Origin of the sequence: Clostridium sp. CM027, assembly GCF_024730565.1 — a bacterium.
GTDB lineage: Bacteria > Bacillota > Clostridia > Clostridiales > Clostridiaceae > Clostridium_AD > Clostridium_AD estertheticum_B.
Genome location: NZ_CP077725.1, coordinates 1,126,851 through 1,148,034, shown reverse-complemented (window position 1 = coordinate 1,148,034; position 21,184 = coordinate 1,126,851). Strand labels below are relative to the sequence as shown.

At 30.2% G+C, this 21,184-nt stretch carries 15 protein-coding genes and 1 pseudogene; 14 read left to right on the top strand and 2 right to left on the bottom strand.

Annotation, left to right across the window (positions count from 1 at the left end; translation table 11 throughout):
• Positions 1–262: 262 nt before the first annotated feature.
• The 4 genes from KTC92_RS05520 to KTC92_RS05505 all read left to right on the top strand — a co-directional run bounded on the left by KTC92_RS05520 (position 263) and on the right by KTC92_RS05505 (position 4,592).
• Complete coding sequence (locus KTC92_RS05520; protein WP_216304106.1) at positions 263–1,789, top strand: transposase; 1,527 nt, start codon at positions 263–265, stop codon at positions 1,787–1,789.
• Positions 1,790–2,090: 301 nt separating this feature from the next.
• Positions 2,091–2,348: a hypothetical protein gene (locus KTC92_RS05515; RefSeq protein ID WP_202881859.1), complete on the top strand. Its 258-nt coding sequence runs from the start codon at positions 2,091–2,093 to the stop codon at positions 2,346–2,348.
• 126 nt (positions 2,349–2,474) lie between these two features.
• Entirely contained in the window at positions 2,475–2,885 is a 411-nt protein-coding gene (locus KTC92_RS05510) for a peptide deformylase (protein ID WP_220287479.1), read from the top strand.
• Between the two features lie 198 nt (positions 2,886–3,083).
• Complete coding sequence (locus tag KTC92_RS05505; RefSeq protein WP_220287477.1) at positions 3,084–4,592, top strand: 4Fe-4S dicluster domain-containing protein; 1,509 nt, start codon at positions 3,084–3,086, stop codon at positions 4,590–4,592.
• Between the two features lie 284 nt (positions 4,593–4,876).
• On the opposite strand, the gene KTC92_RS05500 is transcribed toward KTC92_RS05505, so the two are convergent.
• Positions 4,877–5,323 carry a staygreen family protein gene (locus KTC92_RS05500; RefSeq protein WP_258280702.1) on the bottom strand — a complete coding sequence of 149 codons (447 nt, stop codon included), beginning with the start codon at positions 5,321–5,323 and terminating at the stop codon, positions 4,877–4,879.
• 289 nt (positions 5,324–5,612) lie between these two features.
• On the opposite strand from KTC92_RS05500, the gene KTC92_RS05495 reads away from it, so the two are divergent.
• From KTC92_RS05495 to KTC92_RS05460, 7 genes are all read left to right on the top strand, one after another.
• Complete coding sequence (locus KTC92_RS05495) at positions 5,613–6,683, top strand: hypothetical protein (RefSeq protein ID WP_220287476.1); 1,071 nt, start codon at positions 5,613–5,615, stop codon at positions 6,681–6,683.
• Positions 6,684–7,406: 723 nt separating this feature from the next.
• Positions 7,407–7,592 carry a hypothetical protein gene (locus KTC92_RS05490; RefSeq protein ID WP_216304101.1) on the top strand — a complete coding sequence of 62 codons (186 nt, stop codon included), beginning with the start codon at positions 7,407–7,409 and terminating at the stop codon, positions 7,590–7,592.
• Between the two features lie 75 nt (positions 7,593–7,667).
• On the top strand, positions 7,668–7,937 hold the full coding sequence (locus KTC92_RS05485; protein WP_220287474.1) for a hypothetical protein: 270 nt from the start codon (positions 7,668–7,670) through the stop codon (positions 7,935–7,937).
• A 267-nt stretch (positions 7,938–8,204) separates the two neighbouring features.
• Entirely contained in the window at positions 8,205–10,931 is a 2,727-nt protein-coding gene (locus KTC92_RS05475; protein ID WP_220287472.1) for a DNA-directed RNA polymerase subunit alpha C-terminal domain-containing protein, read from the top strand.
• Position 10,932: 1 nt separating this feature from the next.
• Complete coding sequence (locus tag KTC92_RS05470; RefSeq protein WP_216304098.1) at positions 10,933–12,147, top strand: hypothetical protein; 1,215 nt, start codon at positions 10,933–10,935, stop codon at positions 12,145–12,147.
• Positions 12,140–14,719, top strand: coding sequence for an SNF2-related protein (locus KTC92_RS05465; RefSeq protein ID WP_220287470.1), 2,580 nt, complete (start codon positions 12,140–12,142; stop codon positions 14,717–14,719). Before KTC92_RS05470 ends, KTC92_RS05465 begins: the two co-directional genes overlap by 8 nt.
• A 590-nt stretch (positions 14,720–15,309) precedes the next feature.
• Positions 15,310–16,731, top strand: a complete 1,422-nt coding sequence (locus KTC92_RS05460; protein ID WP_220287468.1) for a Sau3AI family type II restriction endonuclease — start codon at positions 15,310–15,312, stop codon at positions 16,729–16,731.
• A 10-nt stretch (positions 16,732–16,741) separates the two neighbouring features.
• Here the strand turns inward: KTC92_RS05460 and dcm are convergent, their stop codons facing one another.
• A complete protein-coding gene (gene dcm / locus KTC92_RS05455; RefSeq protein ID WP_220287466.1) occupies positions 16,742–17,971 on the bottom strand; it encodes a DNA (cytosine-5-)-methyltransferase in 1,230 nt (409 codons plus the stop codon).
• 127 nt (positions 17,972–18,098) lie between these two features.
• Between dcm and KTC92_RS05450 the strand changes: the two are divergent.
• From KTC92_RS05450 to tnpB, 3 genes and pseudogenes are all read left to right on the top strand, one after another.
• Positions 18,099–18,779: pseudogene (locus KTC92_RS05450) on the top strand (DUF2357 domain-containing protein).
• A 608-nt stretch (positions 18,780–19,387) separates the two neighbouring features.
• Entirely contained in the window at positions 19,388–19,786 is a 399-nt protein-coding gene (tnpA, locus tag KTC92_RS05445) for an IS200/IS605 family transposase (protein ID WP_220287461.1), read from the top strand.
• A 9-nt stretch (positions 19,787–19,795) separates the two neighbouring features.
• A complete protein-coding gene (gene tnpB, locus KTC92_RS05440) occupies positions 19,796–20,908 on the top strand; it encodes an IS200/IS605 family element RNA-guided endonuclease TnpB (protein ID WP_220287459.1) in 1,113 nt (370 codons plus the stop codon).
• The last annotated feature ends 276 nt before the right edge of the window (positions 20,909–21,184 follow it).

Genomic DNA, 21,184 nt, shown 5'->3' with positions numbered 1-21,184 from the left:
TTATCATTTTTGTATATTGTCCAAGGGATAGGAGAAAATATTATTAATACATAGTGTAGAAGAAGACTTAAATACATAACTAAGGGGATTAAATCATCTCCTGCGGAGCTGAAGTATTAACGACTTCAGAAGGAGATTTATACTTCCACTGAAGTTTTCTGTTTGTTAGGGTATGTAACTCCAGCTTATAGAAGTGGGAGACTTCCTTCTGAAATGTCGTTAAAATTGAAACTTCAACTATAGAAAGTGAGGTGAATATTCAGTGGCAAAAAAAGAAGCTAAACAACGGTTCGTATTGAACCTAAATCTTAAACTTGAAAAATTTGAAGAAAAGATATTGGATAAAAGATTTGAGATTGGAAGGAAGATCTATAATTCAGTTTTAGGTAAAGCTTTAAGTAGGTATAATGAAATGAGCAAGACTAAAAACTGGAGGAAAAATCAATCTGAATTATCAAATATTTATAAAAATAAATTGGACAAGAAAGAATTGAACAAGCTTTGCACTCCGTATTTTGATATTAAAAATGCAATGCTTAAAGAATTTAGGCTAACCGAATATTCACTTCATGAAGATGTAAGATCAACGCAACATACATTTAAACATAATTTAGACAGCTTCACTGCTCAGAAGATTGCATCAAGAGTATGGGAATCTTTAGAAAATAATTTATTTGGCAAAGGTGAACAAGTTCACTTTAAAGGTAGAAACAATCCGTTAAATTCATTAGAAGGTAAATCTAATGGCACTGGAATAAAATATGATATTGAAACAAATACGCTTAAATGGAATGGGTTAAAGATTGAAACAATGCTTAATATAAATAACCAATATGAGATAGATGCTTTAAGGAATAAAATATGTTTCTGTAGAATTAAAAGGAAATTTGTACGAGGGCGTTATAAATATATACTTCAAATAGTTTTGGATGGAGTAGCTCCTACTAAGTTTAACCAAGAGACAGGAGAAATTAGAAATGATATCGGCCTTGGAGATTGCGGAATTGACATAGGCACACAGACAATCGCTTATACTTGTGAATCTGATGTTAAGCTATATGAATTGGCTCCACATGTACAAAATATTGAAAATGAAAAACGTAGAATTCAAAGATATATGGATAGAAGTAAGAGAAAAACTAATCCTAATAATTTCGATGAAAATTGCAGTATAAAAAAAGGTGTTAAATTAGAATGGAAATATTCAAAGAGATACGTAAAAGCTAAGAATAAACTTAAAGATATATATAGGAAACAAAGGGATATAAGAGAACAAGATCATAATATAATGATTAATGAAATAGTAAAAAATTGCAATGTAGTCTATGTTGAAGAAATGAATTTTAAAGGATTGCAAAAACGTGTTAAAAATGCAACTACTAATGATAAGACTGGAAGGATTAACAAGAAAAAGAGATTTGGTAAATCATTAGCAAATAAAGCACCTAGTAAATTTTTAACAATGCTAGAAAATAAGCTAAAATCTAAAGGCGGAAAATACTTTGAAATTAATACGTGGCAAGTGAAAGCTTCACAGTATAACCACTTAAATCAACAATATAGTAAAAAGAAATTATCTCAAAGGTGGAATGATTTTGAATATAATGGCAAACAAATCAAAGTCCAAAGGGATATATATTCGGCATACCTAATTAAAAATGTTAATGATGATTTATGCAGTATAAATTTTGATGCATGTAATAAAGATTTTGAAAAGTTTTTAGTATTGCATAGTAAAGAAATTAAAAGATTGCAAGGATTAGATAATTTAAGTAGTATGGGAGTTTAGAATAAAAAAATGTCTTGAAACGGGCATTATGCTATCGCTAACGGGTTGTTGCAATCCTTGATGGTGAAATTTTTGGGGAAAATAATTAGTGTTAATATCATTCGTGATATTAAAGAAAGTTATTTAGTACCTAAGAACCACATGCTTTTAAGCGTGGGAGTTTCAGAATAAAAGAAGATAGTATAAAAGGGATGAATGTATTAATATTTCTTATCAGCTATGTTATCATTGATATAGATGTTTAGTATTTAGAGAACAATGTTTGCGATAAACAATAACTAAATAAAGGGGAAATGCAATCTTGGTAAAGGATAAATTAAAAGACCATATTATGGAAACTGTTGAAAATCAAATAAAGGATAACAATCCTAAATGTACAACTGAAGTTTTTGGAAAATTAGTAGCTTGTGGATATGCACAAGATATGGCAAAGAAAATGATTGGAGCAGTTTTAGTGGAAGAGCTATATTATGTTTTGAAAAACGAGGAGTTATTTAATGAAGAACGATATAGTGAAAAATTAGATAAGTTACCATTATTAATTAAGAAATTATATTGAATTCATAGAAAATGTATAGTAAAATCAAATTTTGCTATGCATTTTCTAATACAAGCTCCATAATGTATTTGTACAATAGAGGAATCATTTAAAAATATAAATAAGACTAAAGAAGGAGTATAACATATGGTTAGATCAGTTATGAAAGACATATTTTTTCTTAATCAAAAATCAGAACTTGCTACAAAAGCAGATGCTCAGGTGATACAGGATTTGCTTGATACGCTTAAAGCAAATAAAGAAGGCTGTGTAGGAATGGCAGCTAATATGATTGGTGTCAAAAAAAGAATTATTGTGATCAGTATGGGTGATATGAACGTTCCGATGATTAATCCTGTGATAGTGAATAAATCGGGTCAATATGAAACAGAAGAAGGATGTCTTTCACTTATAGGTGTTAGAAAAACTAATAGATTCAAAGAGATAGAAGTAGAGTATTTTGATTCGGGATTTAAGAAGCGAAGGGGAAAATACTCAGGATGGATTGCTCAAATTATTCAACATGAAGTAGACCATTGTAATGGGATAGTCATATAGAAAAAAGGTAAGAGCGCTGTTCAAGGTGCAATCACAGCAATTAAAGAAAAATTCATGATAATTAACCAGTCATAATATAAAAAGCTATAAGTAAAATAAATACACAAACAAAATTGACTGAATTATTGCTATATGATATTCTAACGAAGAATATATATATGTAGTTTTTATAAATATCAAAGCATAAAAGGAGTAAAAATGAAATACGAATATAAAACACTTACTGATATTAGACACAAAGTTTTTACGGCCGTAAGTAAGATGGCCTTTGAAGACAATTTAAAAGATATAGAGAATATTCCATATGAGATCATTCGTGGAGAGGTGGGTAAGTATAGAGAAAGTACATTTCTTGAAAGAGCAATAGTTAGTGAGCGAATCCGTTTGGCAATGGGACTAAATTTAAGACCAAGTGATAAACCAAGATCAATTACGGAGGGATTAGAGGGGGCAACAAAACCTTCAAAATATTATGAACCCCCACTTGTAAATATTATAAAATTTGCTTGTAATTCTTGTCCAACAAATAGCTATGAAGTTACAAATATGTGCCGGGGTTGCCTAGCACACCCTTGTGTAGAAGTTTGTCCTAAAGGCGCAGTTAATATAGCTAATGGGAAAAGTGTTATTGATCAGGAAAAATGTATAAAGTGTGGTTTATGTGCTAAAGTGTGTTCGTATTCAGCAATAATAAAACATGAGCGCCCATGTGCCATGGCATGCGGAGTGGATGCAATATATACGGATGAATATGGCAGAGCATCAATAGATTATGATAAATGTGTTAGCTGTGGAATGTGTTTGGTAAATTGTCCTTTTGGAGCAATATCTGATAAAAGCCAAATATTTCAACTAATTCAGGCAATTAATCAAAACAAAGAAGTAATTGCAATTGTAGCTCCATCATATGTGGGGCAGTTTGGTAGAAATGTTGGATTTAATGATTTTAAAAGAGGGATGATTACAATTGGATTTAAAGATGTTGTTGAAGTTGCGATTGGTGCAGATATTTGTACAATTGATGAGGCAAAAGATTTTATAGAAAATGTACCTGAAAAACTTTCCTTTATGGGTACTTCATGCTGCCCTTCATGGTCTGTTATGGCTAAAAAATTATATCCTGAATATGCTGAAAATATTTCAATGACTTTGACTCCAATGGTTTTTGCTGCTCGACTTGTGAGAGAAAAATATAAAGATGCAATGATTGTTTTTGTTGGGCCATGTAGTGCGAAAAAATTAGAAGCTTCCAGAAAAAGCGTAAAAAGTGAAGTTGATTTTGTAATTACATATGAGGAGTTATCTGGAATGCTTACAGCCAAAGAAGTAGAAATAATTGGTACAGATATGAGCTTGAGTAATGAAGCAACTGGTTCAGGAAGAGGCTTTGCGGTTGCAGGTGGAGTCGCTAAGGCTGTAGCTGATTTGATAAAAAAAGAACATCCAGGGCGAGAAGTGAAGATTAAAGCTGCGAATGGACTGAGAGAATGTAGGGAGATGTGTAATGATGCCGCAAAAGGAAAGTATGATGGATATCTCATTGAAGGAATGGCGTGTCCGGGTGGCTGTGTGGCTGGAGCTGGGTGTATTGTCAAACCTAACATAGCTGGTGCTCAGGTTAAACAAGCGGCTAAAAATTCTGAGCTGAAGATTTCAGATGAGTCCAAATATGCTGACAAACTTTACTTGTTAGATGGAAAAATCTAGAGGAAGAATAGAAAATATTATTTATTTATTTATTTTTGTGCCATTGGAAATAAATATTTATATAATAATGTATATATTCTTAAAAAAAAAGCATTGGACTAAATTTTTTGATTTTTTGTCAGAATTAATTATAGCTAAAGTGTATTAAAATCGTATTTATTATACAGTAAAACCCACAACTATTTAATTAGTTGTGGGTTTTCTTACGTTTTAATTTAGTAAAACAAATTGTGTTCACAATTTGTTTACGTACCCCGGGGGTTTTTATGAAAAGAGTGAATTTGTTATTTATAATCTGAAGGCGTTCCCCATAGTTCTAAACGATTAAAGATAGGATAAACAGAATTAAATTTCACATAAATAGGTGCTTTATCTAAAGAGGGATTTTCTCTAAAAAATTCTCTATCTCCATATCTAAGTGCTTGCAATGCTAGCGGTAATTCTTTTGTGAAAATGCTATTACGTACCGCTGACATTATTGGGTTCTTTTCTTTATCTACCATAACATTAACCATCAGTGCGTACTCACTATTAACCATGATCCATTCTGCCAGCACTTCATCCCTCATGTCAGTGATTTTATCATAATCATACTTTGCTGCAATAGTCAAAAATAATTCTCCGGTAACGTCTGAATGAGTAAGGGTATATTTTCTAGGAATAATTGGGTTTGTTTCACCTGTTCCCATGCCAAAATTAACGTGTAACATTTCCGTGTGGAATTTGCTCAAAGCCTTCCCTCCATAATATAAATACATTATATATATTATGAAGTTAACTGTTGTTATGTTCTTTGTTATGCACTTAAAGCTAAAATACCTATTTAGACTTCACATATATACATTCAAATGCCCACAGAGAACAGACTGATGCTATGGTAGAGAGTGAAATTATGGGAATATATTATGAAGATGTAGAAGATAAAAATGGAAGATTTCCGCTTCTACGCCCAATACTACGACCTCAGAGGTCGTTACATAAACTGTAAGTTTATGTTTGCTTCAGGAGTGTTCCATAGCAGTGTTTGGAGGCATTGGATTTAGCGGCTTAAATGATAAATATAATGCTGTGAACATGCGTTATGGAAAATCTTTTGAGGAATCGGAATCTGCGGAAGAGGCACTGAAAAGAGATATTTCTGAAACTCGTAGATTTGATACCATATATCGAAAATTGCTACAGGCTCTTCCTCATAATAAGGTTATAGTGCTTCCACATATGCAGAAATGGGACTGGAATGCAGACTCACATAATCCGAACTGGATTTACGTAAACGGACATAACCACCATAATTACTTTGATATTAGCAGTAAAAAGGTGGTTTATGCAGATAATCAAATTGGTTATAAAACAGAAACGATAGGACTAAAATACTTCTATATTGATAATGAATATGATATTTTTGCATATTTAGAAGATGGCATTCATGAAATAACAAAGAGTCAGTATTCAGATTTCAATAAGGGCAAGTTGCTACGGAATAGCCTGGAGGATTTACAATATTATTATGCTACTCTTGATATCTATACGGAAAATATTCACCAGCTATTAGACCGATACACGGGTGGGCAGAAGAAAATTTCCGAGTTCGTAAAAGGACTTGGAGGATCTGGAAAGATTCATGGCCGCATAGTGGATGTGAATAAACTGGAAAATTTTGAATTATATTCTTATTGCCACTTGTTTGTTAATCCAATAGATGGAAAGGTCACACCTTACTTTGCTTATGATGTGAAATCCAGAATTATTTACAAGGATTTCAAGGCGTTACTGGAATCACAGGAGTATTGTAAATTGCTGAAAGATAATTACACAAGACATGAAAAGGAACTGAGTTTAAATATGCCTGCCCTACAGTACTCTAGCCAGTTGAAAGAATGGGAAGATGAAAGTTCCATGTATGATGAAGGCAGCTACCTGTATAAGATTTCAAGAATAATTAAAAGCCTGCAGTATGTTGCTGAAAAAAGTATTGTTCGCATATGGAATGAGGAAATGCTAAATTACGATTTTGTTAATCATATCAAGGAGGCAAACAGAATTGAGGATATGATTAACGATACACTCATTGTAGAAATTGATGGTGAGTAGATGGTCGATATGCTCCAGCAGACGTCACAGCAGGAAGAAAGTAGGTCTATAAGTGAGAATATTACATGGGGCAAGAGAAAGAGGTTTGCAGATGGTAAAGTCAGCTTACCATATGGACGGTTTCTTGTAGAAAGTGAAAACTTCCAGTTTTTACTATGACCTCGGAGGTCGTTACATAAACTGGAAGTTTATATTTGCTATATGGTATAGAAATAAGAAACAATTAAAGTATAGATGTAGATACACAGGAGAGTTAATTGTGAAATTGAAAAGATTAGGGTTAGGACACTTATCTTACTAAAACTGAATGCCTTAGGAAGATGAATATCTGAAAGCCGTGTGCGGGAAAACCGCAAGCACGGTTTGATGAGGAGAAGGAGGCGAAAGCCTCTGACTTACTCTACTCGTAGCAATAATTGTAAAGTATTGCTTGCTTTTAGTATTATTATGGTGGTAGCAATCTCAGTCTCAAGCTCCTTCAAAAATTCCCCGGTAGGTTGAACAAAAACCATCAATATTTGTATGTTTATGGTATAATATAACTATAATAAGTGGATGGAGTGTGGGTTAAATGAATTATGTATTGTTTATCAATAAACTTAGATTGCTAAAGGGGTAAAGAAGTGTGTACATTTTGGCAAAGACTAGAGAAATTTCTTTAGGCAACATAAATTATTAACTCTTATATTAGCAATTATTGTTGTAGTAGGATTAACTAAAGCTATGGGTAGTAATGGGAGTACAAGTGGAACTACGACTACAGCTTCAATTACTCCTAAAAAAGATGATATAAATTTTTCCAAAATACTTGTTACTTCAGCTAGTGAAATTGCCACTGTAAATGGTGAGGCAAAAAGTAATGATGGTCAAAAACATACTTTTACCCTTAAAGTATGTTTCTATGATTAAACTAAAAAATTTCTTGGAACAGCTATGGATTCAATAAATGAGTTATAGCCTACGGACACTAAGAGTTTTACAGCAATGGATACTGAAGATTTTAGTAAATCAGATAGTTATAAAGTAGAAGTAGATACTATGGCTGAATCTTCGGCACAAGATAAAGCTTCTGTGCGTACATTCTCAAATTTAGTATCTAAGGGTGAATCAGGAACTACTACCGTAGAGAGTGAAGTTAAGAACACGGATACTAAGGAACATACTTTTACTATAGTGAGTGGTTTTTATGATAAAAACAGCAAACTAATTGATGCTGCTGGTGAAATGAATAAATTTGGAGCGGGGTGCAACTAAGACATATACTGCTATGTCAACAGGCGATTTTAGTAATGTTTCAAAAACTAAAATTTAAGTTGAGACATTAGCAGAATAAGACTAAAAAAGTCAAAGCAAAATATAGGTTTATATATAAGAAGGCATTAACCTTTAACTAATAGCAAAACCAATTGTGGGTACAATTGGTTCATTTCCGCCGGGGATTTTTTTAGCAAAGTGAATTTGCTAATTTTAAAATTTCAATAAATAATTTAATAATTAGTAGTTTGGTGAGGGTGGAAAAGTATGAAAAATATTAAAGAAAATGAATTGTATATTGAAAAATTAAATTTTTCTGTGAGATCGTATAATTGTTTGAAAAGAAACAATATAAATACTGTTAAGGAGTTGTTAGAAGTTCCAGTATATGAGTTGGAAAAATTCAGAAATTTAGGGGCGAAATCATTAGAAGAAATTAATAATGTAATATTAAAATTAAAATCTAGTGATTTTGTTTTTGAAGATAAAGAATTTACTGTGTTGGATATACTTGCTGATAGTGAAAAAAAAATTTCAAAGATATTATTCTATTATGAAAGTGAAGAATATGGCGATGATATTAAAATTAAAGATATGAAGCTGTCGGTAAGATCTCTAAACGCACTTAAACTAAATGGATATCAATATGCATCTCAATTAGTAGAATTAAGGGTGGAGTCACTAAATGAAATAAAGAATCTTGGGGAAAAGTGTAGAAATGAGATAATTGATACTCTAAAATCAGTTGTTCATATAATTTATGATCAAGAAAATATAAAAGAAAACGATGCTATTCAAGAAATTATCAACGTATTGTTAAAAGAGTATGAGCAGAGTTTAGTGGAATATGATAAAAGAACATTAAAATCAATTATATATATGAAAATAAAAACAAGTTCTGTTATTATAGATGTTGTTTGTGTAAGAAGTGAAGAATTAATAAATAATAAAGAGTTTTTGGATATTGTTTATGACAATAATATTCTGAGAGATTTATTGAAAAAGCATATCTTTAGATTTGTAAAGAAGATGGAGGGTTTAATTAATTTACCAGAAATTATGAGGAATATACCAAATCATTTAAAGAATAGTGATATTATAAAAAATATAATAAATGAGTTAATTGAAACAAAAAGAATAGAACAATATGAAGGGAATTATAGAATTTCATATCCGATTCTTAGCGAGTATATAAATTCATTAGAAATTGAAAGAGAAAAAACAATGTTATATGAGCGATTTAGAGGGAAAACGTTAGAAGAAACTGGAATTATACTTAAAGTTACAAGGGAGAGAGTACGCCAATTAGAAAAAAAGGTTGTAAAAAAAATTCCAAGGGTAAGAGAGGATGATTATAAAGAAAGTTTTGAAAAGTATGAGTGGACATCAGAACTGTTTAGATATGCATATAATGAATCTGATTTGGTATATGGATATTTAAAATATAAATATAATAGAGGGAATAAAAGTCCAGAGGATATATTAGAAGATTATGATATTACTATTCAGATTCGTTTAAGAGCAGAAAAAATAATATTCAAGGACTACATAATGGTTGGTAGTTCTTGGATAAAAAAGGACCGGCAAGAGATATTAGAGTATATATTAAGAACTTACTGTAAAGATGAAGTGACATCTCAGGATCTATCTGATTTATATTATATGTTCTTGGAAGATTATAGCTTGCATGAAATAAATAAATTTATGTATCCGAAGAGATATTTTGAAAGTACACTTGCTAATAGTAAAAAGGTATTATGGAAGTACGGTAAGAAGTTACGCAAGTATGATTTTACTGAAATGAATGCACAAAGGATAGTAGATGCTCTTAATCTAAGCCAATTTGAAAATGTAGAATATTCTACTTTGAAATTTTTTAATGATTATATTGAAATTATGGAGGAGTGGGATATTAGGGATGAGTATGAATTACATAATTTAATGAAAAAAGTATTTCTTGATAATAACAATTTCAATATTATATTATCTAGAATGCCTAATATAGAGTTCGGAAAACCAGACAGAGATATGCAAGTGATGGATATATTATTAGAAACTGCTCCAATTGAAAGTTACGAGCTAGCAAAAGCATATGAAAAAGAATATGGAGTAAAAACAGAAACGGCAGTAGCTAATTATTTCAAAAGCATTGATGGATTTTATCATAATGGGTTATATACGATTGATTCTGAAGGCTTGTTAGGCAATGAGTTTATTAGAGTGAAAGAAAAATTAGAAGATGATATTTATCTAATTAAGGATGTTAGAGAAATATACATTAAGTTATTTCCTATGGGGAATCCAAAACTTATTAACCCATATAACCTAAAGAGATTAGGATTTAAAGTAAATACAGGCATAATTTATTCGGATAAATTTACAAATCTTGAACAGTATTTTAGAACCATAATGTTAAATAATGATATTTTTGATGCAACTTTATTGGATTCACGGTTTACATGTTGGCAAGCCTATTATAATTCTTTGCAGATGCTCAAAGGGCAGTTTGAAATAGTGGAGTTTTTGCCAAATGAATTTGTTAATATTAGGAGACTTGAGCAAAAGGGTATTGGTAAAGAAAAACTGCAAGAGTTTATAGATGATGTGTATGAATTTGTTGTTGAAGAATTGTTTACGATTAAATCATTAAGAAAAAAAGGATTTGAACATAGGTTAGACGAGCTAGGATTTGATAATTGGTTCTATAGTGCGTTGTTAAGGTGTGATACACGATTTAAGTATAGAAAAATTGATGGAAATTTTATATTTAGAAAGGGCGCTGATAGAGTAAATTTAAATGATTTGGTAGAGCAGGTTGTATGCAAATACAGAAGTATAGATATTTTCGATTTGATAGAAAATATTAGTAGTGTGTATGGTATTACAATAGAAAGATATAAAATACCCAATATAGCTAAAGAAAAAGAATTGTATTATAATGCAATAATGGAAAAAATTTATATTGATTATGATGAGTATTTTGAGGAGGTATAATATGAATTTAATAAGTGAAGGAATTGAAAAAGGATTCGTTATAAAAACAGATTTATCTAGAAAACTTATAATTGATGGAATTACGGAGAATTATCCAGTATATAAGGTGAAATTAGATTATCTATTTTTTAATAATCAAAATGATCGTATTGCTACATGGATTAGTCAATATAAGGCCGATAATAATGTTACTGAATTGGATATGTCTGATATAAAAGCATACAATGATATCATTCAAGAGTTTATATGTAAAAGTAATCCAGATGCTATTAAAAAGACACAAGCCAATATTGGGCTAGTATATCAACGTGAACCGGGAGTTGTTCTTTTAGATGGAAGAATTATTGATGGGAATAGAAGAGTTACTTGTTTAGGTAATCTAGCAAAGGATGATGCAAGATTTAACTATTTTGAAACAGTAATTCTTCAAATGAATCTTAAAAACAATGCTAAGCAAATCAAAATGCTGGAACTTATGATTCAACATGGAGAAGAAAGCAAAGTAGACTATAACCCTATTGATAGGCTTGTCGGCATTTATAATGATATTATAGAGAATGAACTTTTAACACAAAAAGAATATGCTAGGTATACAAATGTAACTGAGGAAGCATTAATAAAGCAGGTTGAATTAGCAATGCTTTTAGTTGAATTCCTAGAAATGATTAATGCACCGAAACAATTTTATATAGCAAGGGATATGGATTTAAATGGTCCTTTAGTTGAATTACACGGAATTTTAAAGAAAGTTAAAGGCAAAGATGAAAAGGATGAGGTCAAGAGTGCTGTATTTACCAATTTTTTAATTAAACCTCTTGGGGATATGACAAGATTTATTCGTAAAATTAAGACAATTGCTAGTTCAAAATATTTAAGTGAATATTTAGGGGAACAGATGGAAATCGCTGAAAAGGTTATAGACAAGCTACCGGATGTCGGAAAGGTAACAAATAAGGTAATTAATGAAGTTTTCAGAAGTGATGTAGATACCAAGGAAAAACTTAAGAGATCGCTCGAAAAGGCAGTGGAAAAGGCAAAATCTTCAGAAAATAGAAATAGACCGTTGTATACATTAGAAAAAGTAGGAGATTCATTGGAAACAATAGATACTAATATTTTTAGTAAACTTAACGAAGAACAAATATCTGCAATTACAACACAACTTGATAATTTACAAGAATTATTAGATGTAATAAGACTTGCAACTAATGTTTAGAAATCTATCTTTAAATCCAATTTATTCATCATATGATTATGACTTGGTTGAAGAATTTTATAATCCAATGTTTAAAAGTGCAGTTAAATTTGATAGAATTAGTGCGTATTTTTCAGCAAAAACATTGGCATTATATGCAAGAGGACTTGAATGTTTTGTAAGACAAGGGCATAAGTATAGGCTTATTATTTCAGAAGAAATAACTGTTGAAGATTATGAAATAATCAAGCAAGGATATAAACTTAAAGAAAATATAAAAAGTAGCATACTGGATAATTTAAACGAGAAATTATCGTTAGAAGAAGAAAAAAATATATCAAATTTGGCTTATTTAATATCAATAGGAATAGTCGAAATTAAAATTGCATTTGTAAAGCTAGGTATGTTTCATGATAAATGTGGAATTTTTTATGATGAAAATGAAGATGTAGTTTGCTTTAGGGGATCAAACAACGAAACGGCAGCAGCTCTTCATAATAATTATGAAGGATTTACTGTTACTTGTAGTTGGATATTGGATTCTTATGGGTTTTATGAAAAAATAATAACAAAAAGCATAGCTGAATTTAATAAATTGTGGAACAATGAACATGATGAAATCATTGTTTTAGAGGCAGAGGATGTAATTATGAAGGAGATATTAAGACATAATAAAGGTGAAATATTAGTTGAGAAAACATTATTGCAACAAAATTGCGTCATTTTAGATTATGTTAATCGTCTTATATTGAGAATAAATATGGAAGACGATGATTGGATAACTAAAAGTGCATTTTATAAACTTAAATTGAAGCGACACATTGATAGCTTTAACGGGAAGTGTATGTTTTTTAAAGAGACACTGTCTTACATTGATTATCAAAATATTCATAGGATTATAAAGAATAAAGCAGACTCAATAGGTGTAAGATACTTTGCAACAAAGAGGCTATTGGATTATATTGAGGCAAGAAATTTATACATTGATAAGAGAGCAAATTTAGGGGTAGAAATAAAGCGACAGGATGAAAAATTAAGAAGTCGATTTGAAGAGTACTGTAGGATAGTAAATGAAAATATGACTAGAAAATTACGCGAAAAACAGTTATGGGATTCGTTCTTTATGTTTGCTATGAACAAGTCTAGTAATTTCTCTGTACCAGGTTCTGGAAAAACATCATCTGTTTTAGGGTTATATGCCTTTTTAAAGTCAAAAGGGTTAGTTAAAAGAATAGTAATGATTGGTCCTAAGAATGCATTTGGTTCTTGGATTGATGAGTTTAATATTTGTTTTGAAGGCAAGGAAAAATTAAAAGTATTTAATATTCACAATATGATTTATAAAAATACTGCTGATAAGAAACGTGCATTAACATATGATACTGGAAACGTCAATTTGATTTTGTTTAATTATGAATCTTTAGGCACTTATAAAAATGAAATTACTGAACTGATTGATGATAGTACTTTATTAGTATTTGATGAAGTGCATAAAGTAAAAAGAGTAGAGGGAGAAAATCCGGGAACGTATGCAGGACATGCATTAGAAATTTCAAAGGATTCAACATATACGGTTGTTATGACGGGCACACCAATTCCTAATTCATATACAGATTTATATAATATGTTGCATATTTTATATAATGATGAGTATAGGGAATTCTTTGGATTTCCTATACAGATGTTAAAGAATCCATCTGATTTAGAACGAAAGATGATTAATGAAAAGATTCAGCCTTTTTTTTGCAGAACGACAAAGCAGGAGTTAATGGTTCCACAGGCTAATCCGGATGAATTGCTTATAATACAAACTACTAAAGAAGAACAAAAGTTATTCGAAATAATTATATCCAAATATCGAAAAAATAGGTTGGTATTACTCATCCGATTATTACAGCTTGAGTCAAATCCTAAAATGCTACTACAGTCTTTAGATATAAGTGAATTTGAAAATATATTGGATATAACGAATGATATTGATGATATCGATTTTGTTGATTATTCAGCAGAGGTTGAAAGGTTGATAAATTCTATTAAAGTAACCTCAAAGATGAGGTCTTGTATTAAACAGATAAAAAAACTTGTTGCACAGGGTAAAAAAGTAATTACATGGTGTATATTTAAGGATTCTATAAGACGTATGCAATTGCTTTTGGAAGATTGCGGAATTAAAACGCAATGCATATATGGTGAAATAGAATTAAATGATAGAATTTCCATTATTAATAGATTTAAAAAAGGAAATTTTGAAGTTTTAATTACAAATCCGCACACACTTGCAGAATCAGTATCGTTGCATTCTGCTTGTCATGATGCGGTGTATTTTGAGTATAGTTATAATTTAGTGCATTTACTTCAATCTAAAGATCGTATTCATAGATTAGGGTTGCCAGAAAATCAGTATACACAATACTACTATATGCAAGATTTGTTTCAATATGATGGAAAAGAATTTTCAATAGATGAATTAGTATATAATAGGTTAATGGAGAAAGAAAAAATAATGTTGGATGCAATTAGTAATAATGAGTTGGAACGGGTTACTACTTCTGATGAGGATTTGTATTTGATATTTGGTGAGTTGTTTCGCTAGAGGTAATGGTAAATTCACTTCGCTCATATTAAACTAAGTATAACCAAATCTTATAGGGGTCATAGTGCTTGGCATAAAACATAAGATTTATTTTATGCATAAAGCATCTAGGATGAGATACTTATGTGAATGTAGTAAAGGGTTGCTTACGTAGTGGAGTTTTTGATGATAAATACTAAAGTAATTAAATGTAATTGTAAATAATAAGCAGTGGATTTTAAGCATAGTAAAGGGCATTCGATTTTTGGTTGAGTGCTTTTTATTATGGCTAAATTCTAAAATTTTTGAGAATTTTGGGATTAAATGTTATAATTACTTAAATAATAAAAAAATGAAGTATAATAGGAATCAAGTCGTTTCATTCCAATATAGTGTTACCTTCTATATAGTAATAATTATAATCTTTAATAAAAATCTTAAATATTATAAGTAAATTAGACATTAGTAGAATTATTTAAAATAATTTGTTGAAATTATATAGTATTTGATTTTGTTTACAGTAAGAAAATATTAAAGTATCAGGCGATACTAAATTATTTTAAAAAAATATGTATTTATATATTAGAAAAATATAAGGTAGAGGTGTTACAATGGCTTACAATGAAAGTAATAAAGAATCTATTGAGGAGTATGCAAGATTATTATTAGATAAAAACTTATCCAATGTTTTAGGTGCTAATTTTATTCATAGATTCAATAATAAAGCATCAAAGGGGAGATTAGGACAAGTTGTAGAAGAAGAGTATTTTGGATATAAGGTTAATTCTAGAAAGGAAGCTGATTTTAAAGAAGCGGGGATAGAACTTAAGGTTGTACCATTAAAGGAGATAAAACATAAAGAAAAATCTGGTTATTTAAGGGAGAAACAAGGCCTTTCAGCTAAGGAAAGAATTGTTTTATCAATAATAAATTTTATGGAGATTCATAAAGAAAAATGGGATAGTAATTCATTATTTGAAAAATGTGGACAATTATTACTTATGTTTTACCTTAATGAAAAGGACAAACCTATTGAGAAATTAATATTTAAGATAATTAATGTTTGGAGTCCTTCAGAAGAAGATTTTATAGTAATTAAAAAAGATTGGGAAACAATTGTCAATAAAATTAATGATGGAAAGGCTCATGAAATTTCTGAGGGAGATACAATGTACTTAGGAGCATGTACTAAGGGGAGTACAGCAGCAAAAAGTAAAAGACATCAGCCATTTTCAGTAGTATTAGCACCGCAAAGAGCATTTTCATTAAAAAGATCATATGCTGATTCTATTATAGAAGAACTTTTACAAAGGGAAGTATATTTTACAAAAGAAAAGGAAAAAGCTATAAGTGCTACATTTAAAGGTATATCTTTTGATGAAGTTATACTTAATTTATTTAAAGAGTTACAAGAATATTCGCTAGCAAAAATTATTACTAAATATGATATTACAAGAGAAAGAAAAGCTAAAAGTTTTAATAAGCTAATTGTAGATGATATTTGTAAAAAAACTTTTGGCGACAAATTAGGTAACTTAGAAGAATTCAAAAAGGCTAATATTGAAGTTAAAACAATACTTCTTAAACCGAGTGGAATGCCTAAGGAATCTATGTCATTTGAGCAAATAGATTACTGTGATATTAATGCTGAAACATGGGAAGAATCATCTATAAGAGATAAATTCGAGAATAAAAAGCATTTATGGATTATATTTAAAGCCACAAGAAACTTTGAGAAACAATCAGAATTAAGTTTAGATGAAATAGTAGTAGATAAGGTTATGTTTTGGAATATGCCAATAGCAGATTTAGAAGGGAGTATGCACTATGTATGGGAAAATACTGTAGATAAAATATCAGCAGGAGAATATAACAGTTTTATTAAAATAAGTGATAAGAAAATTGCACATATAAGACCAAAAGGAAAAGATAGTAATGATGTTATGTTAACTCCTCAAGGCACATATGAAAGAAAAAAATGTTTTTGGCTAAATGCAAGTTATATAAAAGAACAAATAGAAAAAGAAGGCTAGAAATTAAACTCTAGTCTTCTTTTTCTATAATATTATGCAGAGTTTTAGCCATTAAGGTAACTATATTAACAACTAAAGCGTTACCCATACAGAAATATCTAAATGAATGAGTCATGCCTGTATTGGTCCAATCATCAGGGAATCCATTAATTCTTTCACATTCAATAGGCGTTAACAGACGTAATTTTTTAGTAGTTAAATCTGCTACAACATGGGTACTACGATTTTTGCTTGCTTCGCTAGTAAGCATAGTTCTTGCAGGCTTATCAATAGAATCAGGGAAGGATAAAGCACCCTCTCTAAAAATATATTTATGCCCTGTTTTAGAGGTTCTTTCTATCGCTTTTGCACCTTTCATGAAGTTCCATTTTTCAAAATCGTCTTCTGAAAGAGAGTATTTTTCATCAACTGATTTTTCAAGTAAATTAAATAATGTTAGAGGTGGATCTTTTATTAATTTATTTGGTGTAGTTTGAACTGTGAATATTTTACCACCAAAGCAAACACCTGAGTTTCTAAACTCAAACTCAAAATTATTAGATACATCTAAAATATCTAAAGGATATAAACAATTCATCTCTGTATGAGAAATTTCTCCTTCAGTAAAATCACCAACATTAAATGTTGAGCTAAAGAAGCCCTCAGACTGCAATATAGATTTAACATCTGTTTTTATTTCAAGATAATATTTAGTGCTTTTATGAGCTGCAAATATAAAAGTACGTCTTCTACGCTGTTGTAATCCGTATTCAGCAGCATTTATTACTCTCCACTCAACATAATATCCTAAATTATTTAAGCAAGCGAGTATTATACCAAAATCACGACCACGTTGAGAAGTTGGCGATTTTAAAAGCCTATCAACATTTTCAAGTAAAACAAATGGAGGCGTTTTTTCTTTTAGTATTCTTTCAATTTCCCACCAGAGAACACCTTTTTTGCCATGAATGCCTAAAGCGCCAGTAGAGGCAACTGAGTAATCTTGACAGGGAAATCCGCCTACAAGAACGGAATGTTCAGGTATCATGGCAGTTGGAACCTCAGAAATATCAGTGTTGCTATATTCATTAATTCCACCTTGTTCTTCGAAGTGAGATTTATAACATTCAAAGGCATGTTGAGTTTTTTTATTTGGTTCCCATTGGTTTGCCCACACAGTAATCCAGTCTTCGCAGGCATTTTCAAAGCCCACTCTAAAGCCACCTACACCAGCAAATAATTCACATATAGTTTTATTCACAATATGACCCTCCTTTGTTCAACCTATAAAGTATACTACATTTATAACAGTATGGGAAGATCAAATTGAAAATTTTAAGATGAAAAATAAAAACCCATACAATTATATGGATTTTCAGTAGTTATCTATATTAGAAAAACATATAAAAAATGGATTTAGTAATGTTAGCAATCTTACAGGCAAAAAGACTATGAGTTTAGTTTTTCAAATGGCACCCGGTTATAGAGAAGTTTATAAAAAATATATTATGCTAAGTAAGGGGCTAGCTTTAGGAGATGGAATTTACCAGATGACTCCTAAAAAACTATATGTATTATACGAGATGTGGTGTTATATGAAAATACATCATATCCTCAGTGATTTAGGTTATCAGGTTGAGGAATATGGAATATTAAAGTATAAGGACAATGGGTTCTATCTAACATTATCCCAGGACTCGCAGGCTAAGATGATTTATTCTAATAAAAAGAATAGGTTAGAGCTATGGTATAACAAGTCATAGTCGTCTCCAACAACTAATCAAAGACCAGATACTGTACTTAATATTAGGAATTTAAATAATAAAGATGACAATAGAATTTATATATTCGATGCTAAGTATAGAATAAATATAGGTCCAGTTGAGGATGATATAAATGTAATGCATAGATATAGGGATGCGATAGTATCAAAACTTAATAACGAGGTTCAATTTAAATATGATACCTTTGGGGCTTATGTTATGTTTCCTTATGGAGATGAAGAGAAGTTTAAAGAGCATGTCTTTTATAAGAGTATAAAGAAAATCTCTTTTATAATATTCCAATAGTGAAACTAAAAGAGGTTAGAGATTCGGTTGAGTATTTAGCATCCTATCAATAAAAAAAAATTTAAAGAAGAGGGTGGAGTAAAATATTTTGGCAAGATAAAAGAATGCATAGAATATAAGCGAAAAGATTGTACTGAGATTAAAGTAAGAGCTGGTACTGAAAATGATATATACATAAGAATTAACTTAGAATCTATAAAAAAAGTAGACAACATAGTTCCAATTCAAACAGGAACTAGACTTATAACTTACACAACTTTATATCTCCTGAAAAACGTAGAAAACACCCAGGAGCTAAAAGTAGGAAGCAGCTTAGAACTTGAGGTATATAAAATACTAAAGAAGGTAGCTAAAGAGAAGGATGTTAAAATTAAAAAAATAGATAAAGACAAGGATGCTAAGAAAGATAAAGTGAAAGAGTATACTATAGGGAATGTGACTATAGAAATAGTAGATGGAATTATGATAAAGGTGAATGGTGATAAAACTGATTTAACAGAACGGGCGGAATTCTCCCACCTCTTAGGTGGGAGATGAATAGCCCTTGACGATAGTCAACAAATAACGTAATCTATAATCAGTAGTAAATATACAAAGGGTGTGACACATTGATTTTAGATACTAATAATCATTCAGTATTCTTGCTTAATTATCATTTAGTATTGGTTATAAAGTATAGACGTAAAGTAATAAATGATGAAATATCAAATAGGCTAAAAGAAATATTTGAATATATATGTCCAAAATATAATATGAATTTAGGTGAATGGAATCATGATGAAGACCATATACATCTTCTATTTAGAGGCTCACCGAATACAGATATATCAAAATTTCTAAATGCTTATAAAAGTGCTAGTAGTAGGCTTATAAAAAAAGAGTTCCCATCAATAAGAAACCAATTATGGAAAGAGTATTTTTGGAGTAGAAGTTATTGTCTTATAACAACTGGTGGTGATCCAATAGATATAGTTAGAAAATATATCGAAAATCAAGGCATGAAATGAGGTGAGAAAATGTTAAAAGCATATAAATTCAGACTATATCCAAATAACGAGCAACAAGTATATTTAGCTAAAACATTTGGATGCACTAGATTTGTTTATAATCAAATTTTGGCAGAAAGAAAACTTATATATGAGCAATATAAAGATAACAAAGAGGAACTAAAGAAACAAAAACTTCCAACACCTGCAAAATATAAAAAAGAATTTGAATGGTTAAAAGAAGTTGACAGTTTAGCGTTAGCAAATGCTCAAATGAATTTGCAGAGAGCTTATGCTAATTTCTTTAGGGATAACTCAATTGGATTTCCTAAGTTCAAAAGTAAAAGAAACAATAATAAAGCCTATACAACTAACAATCAAATAAGTAAAAGTATTCCAAATGGAACAGTATTTATTAAAGATAATAAAATAAAAATTCCTAAATTAAAATCTATGATTAATATTAAACAACATAGAGAATTCACTGGATTAATTAAATCATGTACAGTATCACAAGTATCAAGTGGTAAGTATTTTATATCAATATTAGTTGATGCTGAAAATATTCAGTTATCTAAAATAGATACTAAAATAGGCATAGACTTAGGTATCAAAGAATTTGCTATAACAAGTGATGGAAATCTTTTTCATAATCCTAAACACTTAAAAAAATCAGAAAAGAGATTAGCTGAACTTCAAAAAAACTTATCAAGGAAACAAAAGGGTAGTAATAATAGAATAAAATCAAGATTGAAAGTTGCTAAAATCCATGAGAAAATAGCTAATCAAAGAAAAGATTTTCTTCACAAAGTGAGCACTCAATTAATTAACGAAAACCAAGTTATAGTTATTGAGGACTTAAAAGTAAGTAATATGATAAAAAATCATAAATTGGCTAAGAGTATAGCCGATGTTAGTTGGTTTGAATTTAGAAGAATGTTAGAATATAAGGCTGAATGGTATGGTAGAGAAATAATAATAGCACCAGTAAGGTATGCAAGTAGTCAATTATGTTCTAAATGTGGTAATAAATCAAGCCAAACAAAAGATTTATCTTGCAGAACTTATATATGTCCAGTATGTGGAATGATAATGGACAGAGACATAAATGCAAGTAAAAATTTATTAAAACTAGCAATGTAATAAAAGATATATTGACTAGAGAGGCAGGAATTGTCTTATTAGCTTGGATAAACTTATTCCGTTGGGAATATTGACCAAGAAGCTCCCACCTATTAGGTGGTGAGTAGTTCACTTAGTGCTGGGTTTAACGACATAGAATCGAATTCATTTTTTTATGGTGAAAAAATTATAGAAGGTAATAAAATTAACTATTCGCTCTTCCTAATGAAGGCAAGGAAGTATACAAATCATTAATTGGGGTTTAGTGCACAGTTGTAATTCAAAGTGGAGTAACGG

Coding starts and splice junctions, on each gene's coding strand:
- KTC92_RS05465 (WP_220287470.1), top strand. CDS start 12,140: ATGTTTAGAAATCTATCTTTAAATCCAATTTATTCATCATATGATTAT.
- KTC92_RS05470 (WP_216304098.1), top strand. CDS start 10,933: ATGAATTTAATAAGTGAAGGAATTGAAAAAGGATTCGTTATAAAAACA.
- KTC92_RS05505 (WP_220287477.1), top strand. CDS start 3,084: ATGAAATACGAATATAAAACACTTACTGATATTAGACACAAAGTTTTT.
- tnpB (WP_220287459.1), top strand. CDS start 19,796: ATGTTAAAAGCATATAAATTCAGACTATATCCAAATAACGAGCAACAA.
- KTC92_RS05475 (WP_220287472.1), top strand. CDS start 8,205: ATGAAAAATATTAAAGAAAATGAATTGTATATTGAAAAATTAAATTTT.
- KTC92_RS05485 (WP_220287474.1), top strand. CDS start 7,668: ATGGATACTGAAGATTTTAGTAAATCAGATAGTTATAAAGTAGAAGTA.
- KTC92_RS05460 (WP_220287468.1), top strand. CDS start 15,310: ATGGCTTACAATGAAAGTAATAAAGAATCTATTGAGGAGTATGCAAGA.
- KTC92_RS05490 (WP_216304101.1), top strand. CDS start 7,407: ATGGGTAGTAATGGGAGTACAAGTGGAACTACGACTACAGCTTCAATT.
- KTC92_RS05510 (WP_220287479.1), top strand. CDS start 2,475: ATGGTTAGATCAGTTATGAAAGACATATTTTTTCTTAATCAAAAATCA.